12 protein-coding genes and 1 riboswitch are annotated in these 13,733 nt (G+C 69.9%); of the genes, 7 read left to right on the top strand and 5 right to left on the bottom strand.

Translation table 11 applies throughout. From position 1 onward, the window contains the following. Positions 1–2: 2 nt before the first annotated feature. Positions 3–1,427, bottom strand: a complete 1,425-nt coding sequence (locus FED44_RS22520) for an alpha,alpha-trehalose-phosphate synthase (UDP-forming) (protein ID WP_138461931.1) — start codon at positions 1,425–1,427, stop codon at positions 3–5. Between the two features lie 102 nt (positions 1,428–1,529). On the opposite strand from FED44_RS22520, the gene FED44_RS22515 reads away from it, so the two are divergent. The 5 genes from FED44_RS22515 (at position 1,530) to groL (ending at position 6,285) form a co-directional block, all read left to right on the top strand. Next, complete coding sequence (locus tag FED44_RS22515) at positions 1,530–2,081, top strand: RNA polymerase sigma factor (RefSeq protein WP_117410009.1); 552 nt, start codon at positions 1,530–1,532, stop codon at positions 2,079–2,081. Positions 2,082–2,177: 96 nt separating this feature from the next. After that, positions 2,178–2,317: riboswitch (SAM riboswitch) on the top strand. A 14-nt stretch (positions 2,318–2,331) separates the two neighbouring features. Beyond that, entirely contained in the window at positions 2,332–3,600 is a 1,269-nt protein-coding gene (gene thrC / locus FED44_RS22510; protein WP_138461930.1) for a threonine synthase, read from the top strand. A 45-nt stretch (positions 3,601–3,645) separates the two neighbouring features. Beyond that, complete coding sequence (locus FED44_RS22505) at positions 3,646–3,921, top strand: MoaD/ThiS family protein (protein ID WP_138461929.1); 276 nt, start codon at positions 3,646–3,648, stop codon at positions 3,919–3,921. A 256-nt stretch (positions 3,922–4,177) separates the two neighbouring features. After that, complete coding sequence (locus tag FED44_RS22500) at positions 4,178–4,378, top strand: cold-shock protein (RefSeq protein WP_030509192.1); 201 nt, start codon at positions 4,178–4,180, stop codon at positions 4,376–4,378. A 284-nt stretch (positions 4,379–4,662) separates the two neighbouring features. Then, the gene (gene groL, locus FED44_RS22495) at positions 4,663–6,285 is read left to right on the top strand and encodes a chaperonin GroEL (protein ID WP_117410012.1); all 1,623 of its coding nucleotides are present in this window, start codon (positions 4,663–4,665) and stop codon (positions 6,283–6,285) included. Between the two features lie 99 nt (positions 6,286–6,384). On the opposite strand, the gene FED44_RS22490 is transcribed toward groL, so the two are convergent. Next, complete coding sequence (locus FED44_RS22490; protein ID WP_138461928.1) at positions 6,385–7,083, bottom strand: GbsR/MarR family transcriptional regulator; 699 nt, start codon at positions 7,081–7,083, stop codon at positions 6,385–6,387. Between the two features lie 257 nt (positions 7,084–7,340). On the opposite strand from FED44_RS22490, the gene FED44_RS22485 reads away from it, so the two are divergent. Then, positions 7,341–8,570: a serine hydrolase domain-containing protein gene (locus FED44_RS22485; protein WP_117410027.1), complete on the top strand. Its 1,230-nt coding sequence runs from the start codon at positions 7,341–7,343 to the stop codon at positions 8,568–8,570. 10 nt (positions 8,571–8,580) lie between these two features. Here FED44_RS22485 and FED44_RS22480 read toward each other — a convergent pair whose 3' ends face one another. After that, entirely contained in the window at positions 8,581–9,003 is a 423-nt protein-coding gene (locus tag FED44_RS22480) for a GNAT family N-acetyltransferase (protein ID WP_117410014.1), read from the bottom strand. Between the two features lie 13 nt (positions 9,004–9,016). Next, positions 9,017–11,002, bottom strand: coding sequence for a HelD family protein (locus FED44_RS22475; protein WP_117410015.1), 1,986 nt, complete (start codon positions 11,000–11,002; stop codon positions 9,017–9,019). Between the two features lie 183 nt (positions 11,003–11,185). Here FED44_RS22475 and FED44_RS22470 point away from each other — a divergent pair, with 183 nt between their 5' ends. Continuing rightward, positions 11,186–11,491 carry a hypothetical protein gene (locus FED44_RS22470; protein ID WP_138461927.1) on the top strand — a complete coding sequence of 102 codons (306 nt, stop codon included), beginning with the start codon at positions 11,186–11,188 and terminating at the stop codon, positions 11,489–11,491. A gap of 559 nt (positions 11,492–12,050) precedes the next feature. Here FED44_RS22470 and FED44_RS22465 read toward each other — a convergent pair. Then, complete coding sequence (locus tag FED44_RS22465; RefSeq protein WP_117410017.1) at positions 12,051–13,706, bottom strand: DNA repair helicase XPB; 1,656 nt, start codon at positions 13,704–13,706, stop codon at positions 12,051–12,053. Between the last annotated feature and the right edge of the window lie 27 nt (positions 13,707–13,733).

Here is a 13,733-nt window from a genome sequence, read left to right as displayed (position 1 = left end):
TCTCAGCGCAGCGCGGCGATCTGGTCGTCGAACCAGCGCCGCGGCGGCAGCGCGGTGGCCGCCTCCCGCAGCCGCAGGCCGCGATCGAGGCGCTCCTCCTCCGGCAGCGTCAGCGCCTCGTGCAGCGCCGCCGCCGTGGCGGTGACGTCGAACGGGTTGACCAGCAGGGAGTCGGCGCCGAGCTCGGCCGCCGCGCCCGCCTCGCGGGACAGCACGAGCGCGCACCGGGGCGACAGGATCGGGCCCTCCTTGGCCACCAGGTTCATGCCGTCCCTGACGGGGTTGACGAGCAGCACGTCGGCCAGCCGGTACGCCGCGAGCGAGCGCGGGTAGTCGTCGTTGACGTTGAGGATCAACGGGTCCCAGTCCTCGGTGGCGTACTCGTCCTCGATCTCCTGGGCGCACCGCTGCACGGCCGCCGTGTACTCGCGGTACTCCGGCAGGTCGTGCCGGGAGGGGTAGGCGAACGCCAGATGGACCACCCGTCCGTGCCACTCGGGATGGCCCTCCAGGAACTCCTGGTAGGCCCGCAGGCCGCGGACGATGTTCTTGGACAGCTCCGTGCGGTCGATCCGCACGATCAGCCTGCGGTCGCCGACATGGTCCCTGATCGCCGCCATGTGCGACTCGACGTCCGGTTCGGCCGCCCGCGCCCGCAGCGCGTCGCCGTCCACCCCGAGCGGGTGCACGCCGATCCGGGTGGTCCTGCCGCCCCAGGTCACCGTACGGGCCGCGTGGTCCACCCGCGCCCCGAGCAGGGCGGCGCAGCAGTCCATGAAGGCGCGCGCCCAGCGGGCGGTGAGGAAGCCGGCGTGGTCGGCGCCGAGGATGCCCGACAGCACCTCCGCCGCGACGTCCTCGGGCAGCAGCGCGAAGTACTCCGGCGGGGCCCAGGGCGTGTGCGAGAAGTGGCCGATGCGCAGGTCGGGCCGCTCGACCCGGAGCATCGCGGGGGTGAGCGTCAGGTGGTAGTCCTGCACCATCACGCGGGCCCGGTGCGTGGCCTCCTCCGCCAGCGCGAGCGCGAACGCGCCATTGTAGGTGCGGTACGACTCCCACTCACGTGCGAACCGGGTGCCGAACTCGGGGGAGAAGGGCGTGTTGTAGAGCAGGTGGTTGACGAACCACAGGGTCGAGTTCGCCACCGCGTTGTAGGCCCGGTGGAAGACCGCGGGCGGGATGTCCAGCATGCGGATGGGCCCCGTCTCGAACGCCCGGTCGAGCCGGCCCCCCGGCGCCTGCCGCACCGCCCCGCGGTCGCCGTCCGACAGCGCCGCGCAGACCCACAGCACGTCGGTGTCCCTGACCACGTCCGACAGCCCGGACACGAGCCCGCCGCCGCCCCTGCGCATGGTCAGGCCGCCGTCCTCCGACAGGGTGAAGGACACCGGGCCCCGGTTGGACGCGATCAGGACGGAGCTGCTCATTGGGGTTTCCCCTCGATCAGAGCGGGCGCGCATGCCGGAAGATTAATAAAAGCGGACCTCCATCAATAGGATGTCAACCGATCGCGGGAGGGCTGGAACGGGATGGCACTGGACGACGTCACCGAGGAGCTGGCCGGATCGGCCGCCCGGGGAGATCACCGCGCCCTCGGTGAGCTGCTGCGGCGCATCGAGCCCGACGTGCTGCGGCACTGCGAGCGGCTACTACCGTACCGGCAGGACGCGGAGGAGGCGGCGCAGGACACGCTGCTCGCCGTGGCCCGCAACATCGCCCGGTTCGAGGGCCGGGCCAAGTTCAGCACCTGGCTGCACATCGTGACCGTGAACTGCGCCAGGACGACCTACCGGTCGCTCAAGCGGCGCTCGTCCGAGCAGGCGGAGGAGCTGCCCGAGCAGCGGCCGGACCCGCGGCGGGTGAGCGTCATCGCGGGGTCGCGGCTCGACCTGCTCGACGCGATGGAGGCGCTGGAGGCCGAGCGGCCAGACCTCGCCCAGGCGCTCGTGCTGCGCGACATCTGCCAGCTCGACTACTCCCAGGTCGCCGACCAGCTCGGCATTCCCCTCGGCACCGTCAAGTCCCGGATACACCAGGCGCGCAAGTACGTGCAGAGCGCGCTCGGCGAGGCCTACGGCTGATACAAACCGTCTCGCCATCCGAGACAGCGGAACGGACACAGGGGACGCCGGGGTACAGTGCTGGAGGACCTTTTTCGAAGGTTCTACAACTGAAGATGCTCATCCAGAGGGGTGGAGGGACCGGCCCTGCGAAGCCCCGGCAACCTCCCCGGTGTCGAACTCGTGCCCACGAGGCCCGGCCGGGACAGGTGCCAATTCCGGCTCGCGGCCAGGGCGGTCGCGAGCGAAGATGAGGGAAAGGCCTCGCTTCATGGCGCACATCAGCACCGCGACCCCCACCACCGCCACCGACTTCGGCCCCGCCACCGGTCTGTCCTGCCGCGAGTGCGGCGCCCACTACGACCTCGGCCCGGTCTTCGCCTGTACGGAGTGTTTCGGCCCCCTTGAGGTGGCGTACGACTTCGGAGAGGTCCGCCGGGAGGACATCGCGGCGGGCCCGGCGAACATCTGGCGGTACCGCTCCCTGCTTCCCGTCCCCGCCGGGGTGGCGGACAAGCCCAACCTGCAGCCCGGCTGGACCAAGCTCGTGCGGGCCGACCGGCTGGCGGCAGAGCTGGGGCTGCGGTCGCTGCACGTCAAGGACGACTCCGGCAACCCGACCCACTCCTTCAAGGACCGGGTCGTCGCGATCGCGGTCGAGGCCGCGCGCGCCTTCGGCTTCCACACCCTGTCGTGCTCGTCCACCGGCAACCTCGCCGGCGCGGTGGGCGCCGCGGCGGCCAGGGCCGGGCTGGACTCCTGCGTGTTCATTCCCGCCGACCTCGAGGCGGCCAAGGTCACCATGGCCGCGGTGTACGGCGGCCGGCTGGTCGGCATCGACGGCACCTACGACGAGGTGAACCGCTTCTGCTCCGAGCTCATCGGCGACGAGCTGGGCGAGAAGTGGGGATTCGTCAACGTCAACCTCCGGCCCTACTACGCCGAGGGTTCCAAGACGCTGGCGTACGAGATCGCCGAGCAGCTCGGCTGGCGGCTGCCCGAGCAGATCGTCGTCCCGGTGGCCTCCGGCTCGCAGCTCACGAAGATCGACAAGGGCTTCCGCGAGCTGATCAAGCTCGGCCTGGTCGAGGAGCGGCCGTACCGGATCTTCGGCGCGCAGGCCGAGGGCTGCTCGCCGGTCTCCCGCGCGTTCAAGGCCGGGCAGGACGTGGTGCAGCCGGTCAAGCCGGACACCATCGCCAAGTCGCTGGCCATCGGCAACCCGGCGGACGGGCCGTACGTGCTCGACATCGCCCGTCGTACGGGCGGCGCGGTGGAGGACGTGAACGACGGCGAGGTGGTCGAGGCGATCCGCCTGCTGGCCCGGACCGAGGGCATCTTCGCCGAGACCGCGGGCGGCGTCACGGTCGGCGTGCTGCGCAAGCTCGTGCACGAGGGCCGCCTCGACCCCGAGGCCGAAACCGTGGTGCTGAACACCGGCGACGGTCTCAAGACACTTGACGCGGTGGCCGAGCAGGCCCGTCCGTCCGCGGTCATCCGCCCCTCCCTCGACGCCTTCCGTGCGGCATTCGCCAACTGAAAGCGTTATCACAGGCCCATCGGCAGCAACGAAAGCGAGTGAACAATGAGCGTTTCCGTGCGGATTCCGACGATTCTGCGGACGTACACCAACGGCGTCGCGGAGGTAAGCGGGGAGGGGGGAACGCTCCGCGAGGTCCTGCAGAAGCTGGATGCGGACTATCCGGGCATCGGAGGTCGAATCCTGGATGAGACGGGCAAGATCCGGCGTTTTGTCAACGTCTATGTCGGAGAAGAGGACGTCCGTTTCGCCGATGGGCTGGACACCGCCACACCGGACGGGGTACAGATTTCGGTCATCCCCGCCGTCGCCGGGGGCTGAGCCGCGACACCGCCGCCGGGCACCTGACATGCACTTCTCTCGCCGGGGAAGTGAGATGTCGCCACAGCGAATGGTGAAGCTCTCAACCTTTCGGTAGAAAAGTGAATAATCGTCTGTACCGCTTTGAGCGAACGCGCCGTAGTAGTTTGCGGATTGACTCTGTTGTTCTACGCCTTGACACGGGTATGGTCGAAGACGATCGACAAAACCGGGGGCTTCTTGGGTGTGGTCCCCAGCCCAGCAAGAGGAGTCGGAAGTGGCGCAGGGCACCGTCAAATGGTTTAACGCGGACAAGGGCTACGGCTTCATCGCGGTAGACGGTGGGAAGGACGTGTTCGTCCATTACTCGGCAATCATGATGGACGGCTACAAGGCCCTCGAGCAGGGTCAGCGGGTTGAGTTCGACATCACGCAGGGGCAGAAGGGCCCGCAGGCGGAGGCCGTACGGGCCGTCTGATCCCGTCAAGCGACCATTGGAGGCCCGGTCCGCGTTCCGCGGGCCGGGCCTTCGGCTCGTCCGGGCTCGTCCGGGTGTTCGGGAACCTCGTCCAAGCTGGTCAGAGTGGCTTCCGCTTGCACTCTCGGGGGTAGAGTGCTAAATACTTGTTTGGCACTCTGAGGTCGAGAGTGACAACAACCGGGATCGGGGCGATGGGGCTCGCGCAGGGATAGCGGGTCCACGCCGTCGCGGGCGTCGGCTCGGTCCGTTGAAGACACCCTGCTACTGGGAGGTCTAGCCTAATGGCAGCCAAGATGATCGCGTTTGACGAGGACGCCCGGCGCGGTCTCGAGCGCGGTATGAACCAGCTCGCCGACGCCGTGAAGGTGACCCTCGGCCCCAAGGGCCGCAACGTCGTGCTGGAGAAGAAGTGGGGCGCCCCCACGATCACCAACGACGGTGTCTCCATCGCCAAGGAGATCGAGCTCGAGGACCCGTGGGAGAAGATCGGCGCCGAGCTGGTCAAGGAAGTCGCGAAGAAGACCGACGACGTCGCCGGTGATGGCACGACGACGGCCACCGTGCTCGCCCAGGCGCTGGTCCGCGAGGGTCTGCGTAACGTCGCCGCCGGCGCCAACCCGATGTCGCTGAAGAAGGGCATCGAGGCCGCCGTCGAGCGCGTCAGCGAGGAGCTGTCGAAGCTCGCCAAGGACGTGGAGACCAAGGAGCAGATCGCCTCCACGGCCTCCATCTCCGCCGCCGACCCGGAGATCGGCGCGCTCATCGCCGAGGCGATGGACAAGGTGGGCAAGGAAGGCGTCATCACCGTCGAGGAGAGCAACACCTTCGGTCTGGAACTGGAGCTCACCGAGGGCATGCGCTTCGACAAGGGCTACGTGTCCGGCTACTTCGTGACCGACCCCGAGCGCATGGAGGCGGTCTTCGAGGACGCCTACATCCTCATCGCCAACCAGAAGATCTCGGCGAACAAGGACCTGCTCCCGCTGCTCGACAAGGTCGTGCAGTCCGGCAAGCCGCTGGTCCTCCTCGCCGAGGACGTCGAGGGCGAGGCCCTGGCGACCCTGGTCGTCAACAAGATCCGTGGCCTGTTCAAGTCCGTGGCCGTCAAGGCCCCCGGCTTCGGCGACCGCCGCAAGGCCATGCTGCAGGACATCGCGATCCTGACCGGCGGCCAGGTCATCTCCGAGGAGGTCGGTCTCAAGCTGGAGAACGCCACCCTCGACCTGCTCGGCCGCGCCCGCAAGATCGTCGTCACCAAGGACGAGACCACGATCGTCGACGGCGCCGGTGACGCCGAGCAGATCTCCGGCCGTGTGAACGAGATCCGCGCCGAGATCGACCGCACCGACTCCGACTACGACCGCGAGAAGCTCCAGGAGCGTCTCGCCAAGCTGGCGGGCGGCGTCGCCGTCATCAAGGCCGGCGCGGCGACCGAGGTCGAGCTCAAGGAGCGCAAGCACCGCATCGAGGACGCCGTCCGCAACGCCAAGGCCGCGGTCGAGGAGGGCATCGTCCCCGGCGGTGGCGTAGCCCTGCTGCAGGCCGGCGCCAACGCGTTCGACAAGCTGGAGGTCAACGGCGACGAGGCGACCGGCGCGGCGATCGTCCGCAAGGCGCTCGAGGAGCCGCTGAAGCAGATCGCCGTCAACGCCGGCCTCGAGGGCGGCGTCGTGGTGGAGAAGGTCCGCAACCTGCCCGCGGGCGAGGGCCTCAACGCCGCGTCCGGCGAGTACGTCAACATGTTCGAGTCGGGCATCATCGACCCGGCCAAGGTCACCCGCTCGGCGCTGCAGAACGCGGCGTCCATCGCGGCCCTGTTCCTCACGACCGAGGCCGTCATCGCCGAGAAGCCCGAGAAGGAGAAGGCCCCCGCCATGCCCGGCGGCGGCGACATGGACTTCTGAGTCCTGCTCTCCCGCTTCACCAGGAAGGGCGGTTCCCCCTCGGGGGAGCCGCCCTTTTCCCTTGCGCCCGGTCTCCCCAAGTGCATGGGCGCCGGGCGGTCAGCCCTGCCGCCACTGTTTCAGGACCTGCCGGAAGGCCTCGCTCACGAGGGCGAGAAGTTCGGCGGAGGACCCGAAGCGGGCGCCCGCCGGGGTCGTGGCCCCGAGAATCTCGGCTCCGCGCTGTGACGCGGCCGCCAGGGCCTCGTTCATCCGCAGAGAGGCGAGGATGGACCGCACCCAGATCTCGTCGTCGATGACATAGCGTTCACGCCGCGCGCCGGGAACCCGCTCCCGCCTGAGCATTCCCTGCTGTTCGAGGAAGGCGACGGCGTGCGAGACCGACGCCGGGCTGACGCGAAGCCGCTCAACCAGGTCGGCGGCGGTGAGAGCGCCGGAATCGGTGACGTACAGGCAGGTCAGCACCCTGGCCTCCATCCGGGGCAGCCCCTGCTCCACGAGGAGGGCGGTGAAGGACTCCGTGAAGTCCCGCACCGCCTGGGGATCACGCCCATGGCCGCCGTCGGGGACCGGCGGCGTCGGAGGCTGTGCCTGCCTGTGGCGGCGCGCACGGTGCCGCGTGGCCTCGTGCGCCCGGTCCGCCCCGTAGTCGCCCGGTCCGCCGTTCCGGGTGACCTCCCGCATGATGGTCGAGGCGGGACGTCCCAGCCGCCGGCCGATCTCCGCGTATCCGAGTCCCTCGGCCAGCCCCGCGGCGATGTGCTGACGGTCCTCGTTGGTGAGTCTGCCTCCGGGCACGGCAATCGTCTCCTGTCTGCCGGCATGCGCGGCTCCGCGCCCGCACACCCGCCGCACAGTATGCATTCACTCTGAGCCCATTGCAAAGCGCGGCTGTCCACCTATTGCATTCAGTGCCACGGTCATTGCAAGAAGGAATAGTAAGCCCATGTCTGGCTGGGCGTACTGCCGAAAAGTTTGTTGACTGATCCGTGAATGCAATGTAGCTTTGCGACCGTTCAGAGATTCGCGAACAATGCTGGATAGGGCGGTTCATGATGCATAACGGCAACGGCGGCTTCTCCGCGGCGGGGCTGCGCAGACTGCACGAGGTGCTGGCACGGCACGTCGACTCGGGACGGATTCCCGGGCTCGTCGCCCTGGTCGGCCGGGGCGAGGAGACGCACGTCGAGGCGATCGGGACGATGTGCCACGACGGCGGTGCGCCGATGCGCCGCGACACGATCTTCCGGATGGCCTCGACGTCCAAGCCGGTCTCCGTCGCGGCGGCGATGGTCCTGCTCGACGAGTGCCGGCTGCGGCTGGACGACCTGGTGGAGCAGTGGCTGCCGGAACTGGCCGACCGGCGGGTGCTGAAGCGGATCGACGGCCCGCTGGACGACACCGTGCCGGCGCGGCGGCCGATCACCGTACGAGACCTGCTCACCTCCACGTTCGGGCTCGGCATGGACATGACGTCGCTCGGCACCCCGATCATGGGCGCGGTCTTCGAGCAGGGGCTCACACCCGACCTGCCGGTGCCGATGCCCGAGCCGGACGAGTGGATCCGCCGTCTCGGCACGCTTCCGCTGATGCACCAGCCCGGAGAGCGCTGGCAGTACCACATCAGCAGCGATCTACTCGGCGTGCTCGTCGCCAGGGTCACGGGCCGGTCGTTCGAGACGTTCCTGCGGGAACGCGTCTTCGAGCCGCTGGGGATGAAGGACACCGGTTTCCACGTGCCCGCCGACAAGATCGACCGGCTGCCGACCCTCTACGCCCCCGACCCCGGGACCGGAGAGTTCACCGTGTGGGACGAGGCCGAGGGGGGCCGATGGAGTCGGCCTCCGGCGTTCCAGGGCGGCGGTGGCGGGCTGGTCTCCACCGTCGACGACTACCACGCCTATTTCCGGATGCTGCTGAACGGCGGGAGGCACCGGGGCGAACGGATCCTGTCCCGGCCCGCCGTCGAGCTGATGACCACCAACCGCCTCACTCCCGAGCAGAACGCCGCCCGCACCGCCATGGCCGCCGACAACGTCCATGTGTCCTTCGGCCAGGGGCAGCACGGCGGCTGGGGCATGGGGATGGCAGTGCGCACCTACCGCGGCGACTACGCGTCCGTCGGCCAGTTCGGCTGGGACGGCGGAAGCGGCACCTCGACCTACGCCGACCCGGACAAGCAGCTCACCGGAATCCTGCTCACCCAGGTCGGGATGTCGACCCCGGACTCGGCGCGGCTCATCCACGACTTCTGGACCACGCTCTACCAGGCGATCGACGACTGACCTCCACGGCTCAGGTGAGGCGCCTGACCCAGCGGGCGCAGTCGGTCTGCATCGTGTATCCCGCCGCCGTCCAGGCGTGGTGCGCCAGGGCGTTGTCGTTGAGGACCATCGCGTCGACCCGGAACGCGCCGTACTTCCGGAACCGCTCCTCGGCGGCCCGGATCAGCTGCGATCCGATGCCCTTGCGCCGCTCGGAGGGGTCGACGGCGAGCCGGTAGAGGCTCGCCCGCCAGCCGTCCCAGCCCGCGATGAGCGTGCCGACCACGCGGCCGCCGATCTCGGCGATCAGCAGCGCCTCGGGATCACGCTCGACCAGCGCCGCGACCTTGGCGGCGTCGTCGTGCCGGTCGGTGTTCTCCGCGGCCTCCAGCCAGAACCGCAGCACGGCGTCGACGTCGCCGGGACCGCCGTACCGCAGGGTGACCTCGCTCATGCCGGCTCCTCACTCATGTCAGCTCCGGGGGTAGATCGTGGGCGTGCAGGATGGTCAGGGACGTCACGGCCCGGGTGAGGACGACGTAGAGGCGGGCGAGCCCCCGGTCCTCGGCGGCCACGATGCCGGCGGGCTCGGTCACGATCACGTGGTCGTACTCCAGGCCCTTCGCGAGCGTGGCCGGCACCAGCAGTACCCGGTCGTCGCCCGTCGCGTCGGGGCCGAGCACCGTGTGCGGCACGCGGGCGGTGTCCAGTGCGGCCGAGAGAGCCGGTACGGCCGCGTCCGCCGCGATCACGCCGATCGAGCCCTCGCGGTCCAGCGTCTCCCGCACGGTCTCCGGAAGGGCCGCGGCGACGTCGGGCACGCGCCGTACGGACAGCGACCCGGCGCCGGGACGCAGGGAGCGTGGCGGGGCGAGATCGGGCGCGACGGAGGGCAGCAGCCGCGCGGCGAAGTCGAGGATCTCGCGGGGCACGCGGAAGCCCAGCGTGAGCTCGGTGACCTCCCCCGAGGGCTGGCCGAGGTGGTCGAGCACGGTCTTCCACGACCGCGCCGACCAGGGCGTGGTGCCCTGCGCGAGGTCGCCGAGCACGGTCGCCGAACCGGTGCGGCAGCGCCGCCCGAGCGCGCGCAACTGCATGGCCGACAGGTCCTGCGCCTCGTCCACCACGAGGTGGCCCTGGGAGGGGGTGCGCTCGATGAGGTCGCCGAGTTCGTCCAGGAGGGCGGCGTCGGCGGCCGTCCACTTCGCCGAGCGGTGCGACTTGTACGGCTTGCGCCACAGCAGCAGTTCCCGCTCCTCCGCGGAGAGGTCCGACCGGGCGGCCTTCGCGAGGAACTCGGCGTCCGACAGCAGGCGGTGCAGCACCTGCTGAGGGGTCAGCCTGGGCCACACGGCGTCGAGGACGGCCCTGACCGGCTTCGAGCGGGCCACCGCGTCCTGCGTACGGTCGTCGGGAGACTCGCCGCGGCGCTCCATCTGGACGAGCACGGCGTGCGCGAGCCGCTGGGCCAGCATCGCGCGGCCCGGGCCGTACCTCGTCGTGCCGCGCAGCGAGGCGACGATCTCCCGGACCTCGTGGTCGGGCACGCGGTAGCGGTTCACGCCCTTGGTGACGAGCACACCCTCGACCGGCTTGACGACGTGCAGCCACAGGGCGCGGCGCAGGACCTCCGCCATCCGGGCGTCGCCCTTCACGGCCGCCACCGCCGCGTCCTCGGGATGCGCGTGCTCTCCGAGGACGCCCGCCACGGTCGTCTGGTCGACCTTCACCTCGCCGAGAGCCGGGAGGACCGAGGAGATGTACGCCAGGAAGGCGCGGTTGGGGCCGACGATCGTCACACCCGACCTCGCCAGCTTCTCGCGGTGCGTGAACAGGAGGTAGGCCGCGCGGTGCAGGCCGACGGCGGTCTTGCCGGTGCCGGGGGCGCCCTGCACGCAGACGGTCACGCCGAGGTCCGCGCGGACGATCTCGTCCTGGTCGGGCTGGATGGTGGCGACGATGTCCCGCATGGGGCCGGTGCGGGGCCGCTCGATCTCCTCGGTGAGGAGCCTGCTCTGCCCGAGCGTCCGGCCGTCCAGCGGTTCGTCCTCGTACGCCGTGAGGTCGCCGCCCTGGTAGCCGAACCGGCGGCGCAACGCGACGCCCATCGGGTCGGACGGGCTCGCCTGGTAGAAGGCGCGGGAGATCGGCGCGCGCCAGTCGATGACGAGGGGCCGGCTGCTGTCGTCGTGGACGTGCCGGCGGCCGACGTGGATGGTGTCCGGCAGGTCGTCGCCGGCCGACCGGTCGAGGCGGCCGAAGAACAGAGGTGTGTCCGGGTGGTCCGCCAGGGCGGCCACGCGCTGGTCGAGCAGGCCCTGGAGCACCTGCTGCGACACCCAGTCGCCGGCGGCGTCCGCGGACAGCGACTGCGCGTGTTCACGCATCGCCCGCAACGCGGCGCGGGAGGCCGCGAGATGGGCGCGCTCGGCTTCGAGCACATTCTCAGGCATGCGAAAACTCCTCCGTACACGACGAGGGCAGGACCGAGGACAGGACTGAAGACGGGCAGCGGACAGGACGGAGGCGGGAAGGACGAGAGGCGGAAGGACAAGAGCTTAGCGACGGGCGCCCTCATGCCGAAACGGTATTTCTCTAGCGTGTCGCCGTCGGCCTGCCTGGGTATCTCTACGCGGGTGACGCGCACCTCGGTTCCTCCCGCGATCCTGGCGGCGGTGAGCCTGTTGCTCGCCACGCTGTGGGGCTTCGCGGTCTTCGGCGGCTGGAGCCGGCCGGCCTTCTGCGCCGGTCTGGAGCCATCGCCGGACTGCGCGGATCGGCTGGCGCCGGTGGCCTCGCTGTCCGAACTGGTCGCGCTCGTCGCGGCGGGGACGATGGGATTCGCCTGGTTCGCCCGTCGCGAGACCCTGTACGGCGTGGCCGTGGCGGCGTGGATCGCGGCGCTGGCGGTCCTGCTCTTCGGCGGCCTGGCCGTCCGCTGAGCCGCCGCACGCGGGACGCCGGGGGCAGGGGCTTCCGGATTCACGGCGTTCCGGCTTGTCCGGTGCCCGGACCGCCGGAGGCTCCGAGGCGCTGCGCCCCGGACGCCTGCCTGGTGCGTCGACGCGCCGGGGCACCCTGTTGCCGAGGGTGCCGGACGCGGTGCTGCTCAAACGCGGTGCTGCTCAATCGCGGTACTGCTCAATCGCGGTACTGCTCAAACGCAGTGCTGATCAGGCGCGGTGCCGTCGGGGTGCTTTATTGCTGTATGTCGCGTTTATTTAGCGCGTTCTGTAGCGACTTGCTCACACACCGAAGAATTGGTAACACTTCCCGCTTTTTACCGACAAACCAGGGACAAGGTGAAAAATGCGCATATTGCGTGATTCGCCGTACTGAGTGGGTATTGCCGCCATCACGGCACCGTGATGTCGGTACAGGCGCGAGGGGGTGATGTGGTGACACGGCCCGCAGGCATTTCCTGGATCTGACAGGCGTCCGTCGATCTTCACCGTGGACGTGCTCCCGGGGAAGCGTGCCCCGGGACACGGCGTCCACTGGTCACCTCGCCGGGTCCTCCTGGCCCACGTCGTCAGCGTCGATGATGTGATAGGCGTACCCCTGCTCGGCCAGGAAGCGCTGCCGGTGCGCGGCGAACTCCTGGTCGACGGTGTCCCGGCTGACGACGGAGTAGAACAGCGCGCCCCCGCCGTCCGCCTTGGGACGCAGCACGCGGCCGAGCCGCTGGGCCTCCTCCTGGCGTGAGCCGAACGTGCCGGAGACCTGGATCGCCACGGCCGCCTCGGGCAGGTCGATGGAGAAGTTGGCGACCTTGGAGACCACCAGCACCTGGATCTCCTTGTCGCGGAACGCCTGGAACAGCCGCTCGCGCTCCTTGACCTTGGTCTCTCCCTTGATGACCGGCGCCTCCAGGTGCTCGCCCAGCTCGTCGAGCTGGTCGATGTACTGCCCGATGACCAGCACCTGCTCGCCCTCGTGCCGCCGCACCAGCGCCTCGGTGACCCGGATCTTGGCGGGGGTGGTGGAGCAGAACCGGTAGCGCTCGTCGCTCTCGGCCATCGCGTAGGCCAGCCGCTCGTCGTCGCGGAGCGTCACCCGGACCTCGACGCACTCGGCCGGGGCGATGTAGCCCTGGTTCTCCATCTCCTTCCAGGGCGCGTCGTACCGCTTGGGCCCGATGAGCGAGAAGACGTCGCCCTCCCGGCCGTCCTCGCGCACCAGCGTGGCGGTCAGCCCGAGACGGCGGCGCGCCTGCAGGTCGGCGGTCATCCGGAAGATCGGCGCGGGCAGCAGGTGGACCTCGTCGTACACGACGAGCCCCCAGTCGCGGGCGTCGAACAGTTCCAGGTGCCGGTACGTGCCCTGCCTCCGGGTGGTCATGACCTGGTAGGTGGCGATGGTGACCGGGCGGATCTCCTTCTTGGTGCCGGTGTACTCCCCGATCTCGTCCTCGGTCAGCGAGGTGCGCCGCAGCAGCTCCTGCTTCCACTGGTGGGCCGAGACCGTGTTGGTGACCAGGATCAGCGTGGTCGCCCGCGCGTGCGCCATCGCGGCCGCGCCCACGATCGTCTTGCCCGCGCCGCAGGGCAGCACGACGACGCCGGAACCGCCGTGCCAGAAGGCGTCCGCCGCCTCCTTCTGGTACGGCCGGAGCTCCCAGCCGTCCTCGCGCAGGTCGATCGGGTGAGCCTCGCCGTCGACGTATCCGGCCAGGTCCTCGGCCGGCCAGCCGAGCTTGAGCAGCGTCTGCTTGATGTTGCCGCGCTCGGAGGGGTGCACGGTCACCGAGTCGGCGCCGAGGCGCTCCCCGACCAGCGGCTGGATCTTCTTGGAGCGCAGCACCTCCTCCAGCACCGCGCGGTCGCTGGTGGTGAGCACCAGGCCGTGCACCGGGTGCTTCTCCAGCCGCAGGCGGCCGTACCGCGCCATGGTCTCCGCGACGTCCACGAGCAGCGCGTGCGGCACGGGGTAGCGGCTGAACCCGATGAGGGCGTCGACGACCTGCTCGGCGTCGTGCCCGGCGGCGCGGGCGTTCCACAGAGCGAGCGGGGTGACCCGGTAGGTGTGGACGTGCTCGGGCGCGCGTTCGAGCTCGGCGAACGGGGCGATGGCCTTGCGGCACTCGCCGGCCCTCGGGTGATCCACCTCCAGCAGCAGCGTCTTGTCCGACTGAACGATCAGCGGCCCGTCACTCAATGCCTGCTCCCTTGTACGGCTGTCCCT

The organism is Microbispora triticiradicis, from assembly GCF_005864065.1.
Taxonomy (GTDB): domain Bacteria; phylum Actinomycetota; class Actinomycetes; order Streptosporangiales; family Streptosporangiaceae; genus Microbispora; species Microbispora triticiradicis.
The sequence above is the reverse complement of the archived record's forward strand: the minus strand, read 5'-3'. Positions and strand labels throughout refer to the sequence as shown.

Bases quoted from the DNA above. Each gene is read 5' to 3' on its own strand.
- groL (WP_117410012.1), top strand. From the start codon at position 4,663: ATGGCAGCCAAGATGATCGCGTTTGACGAGGACGCCCGGCGCGGTCTC.
- FED44_RS22520 (WP_138461931.1), bottom strand. From the start codon at position 1,427: ATGAGCAGCTCCGTCCTGATCGCGTCCAACCGGGGCCCGGTGTCCTTC.
- FED44_RS22475 (WP_117410015.1), bottom strand. From the start codon at position 11,002: ATGCCTGAGAATGTGCTCGAAGCCGAGCGCGCCCATCTCGCGGCCTCC.
- thrC (WP_138461930.1), top strand. From the start codon at position 2,332: ATGGCGCACATCAGCACCGCGACCCCCACCACCGCCACCGACTTCGGC.
- FED44_RS22505 (WP_138461929.1), top strand. From the start codon at position 3,646: ATGAGCGTTTCCGTGCGGATTCCGACGATTCTGCGGACGTACACCAAC.
- FED44_RS22480 (WP_117410014.1), bottom strand. From the start codon at position 9,003: ATGAGCGAGGTCACCCTGCGGTACGGCGGTCCCGGCGACGTCGACGCC.
- FED44_RS22515 (WP_117410009.1), top strand. From the start codon at position 1,530: ATGGCACTGGACGACGTCACCGAGGAGCTGGCCGGATCGGCCGCCCGG.
- FED44_RS22485 (WP_117410027.1), top strand. From the start codon at position 7,341: ATGCATAACGGCAACGGCGGCTTCTCCGCGGCGGGGCTGCGCAGACTG.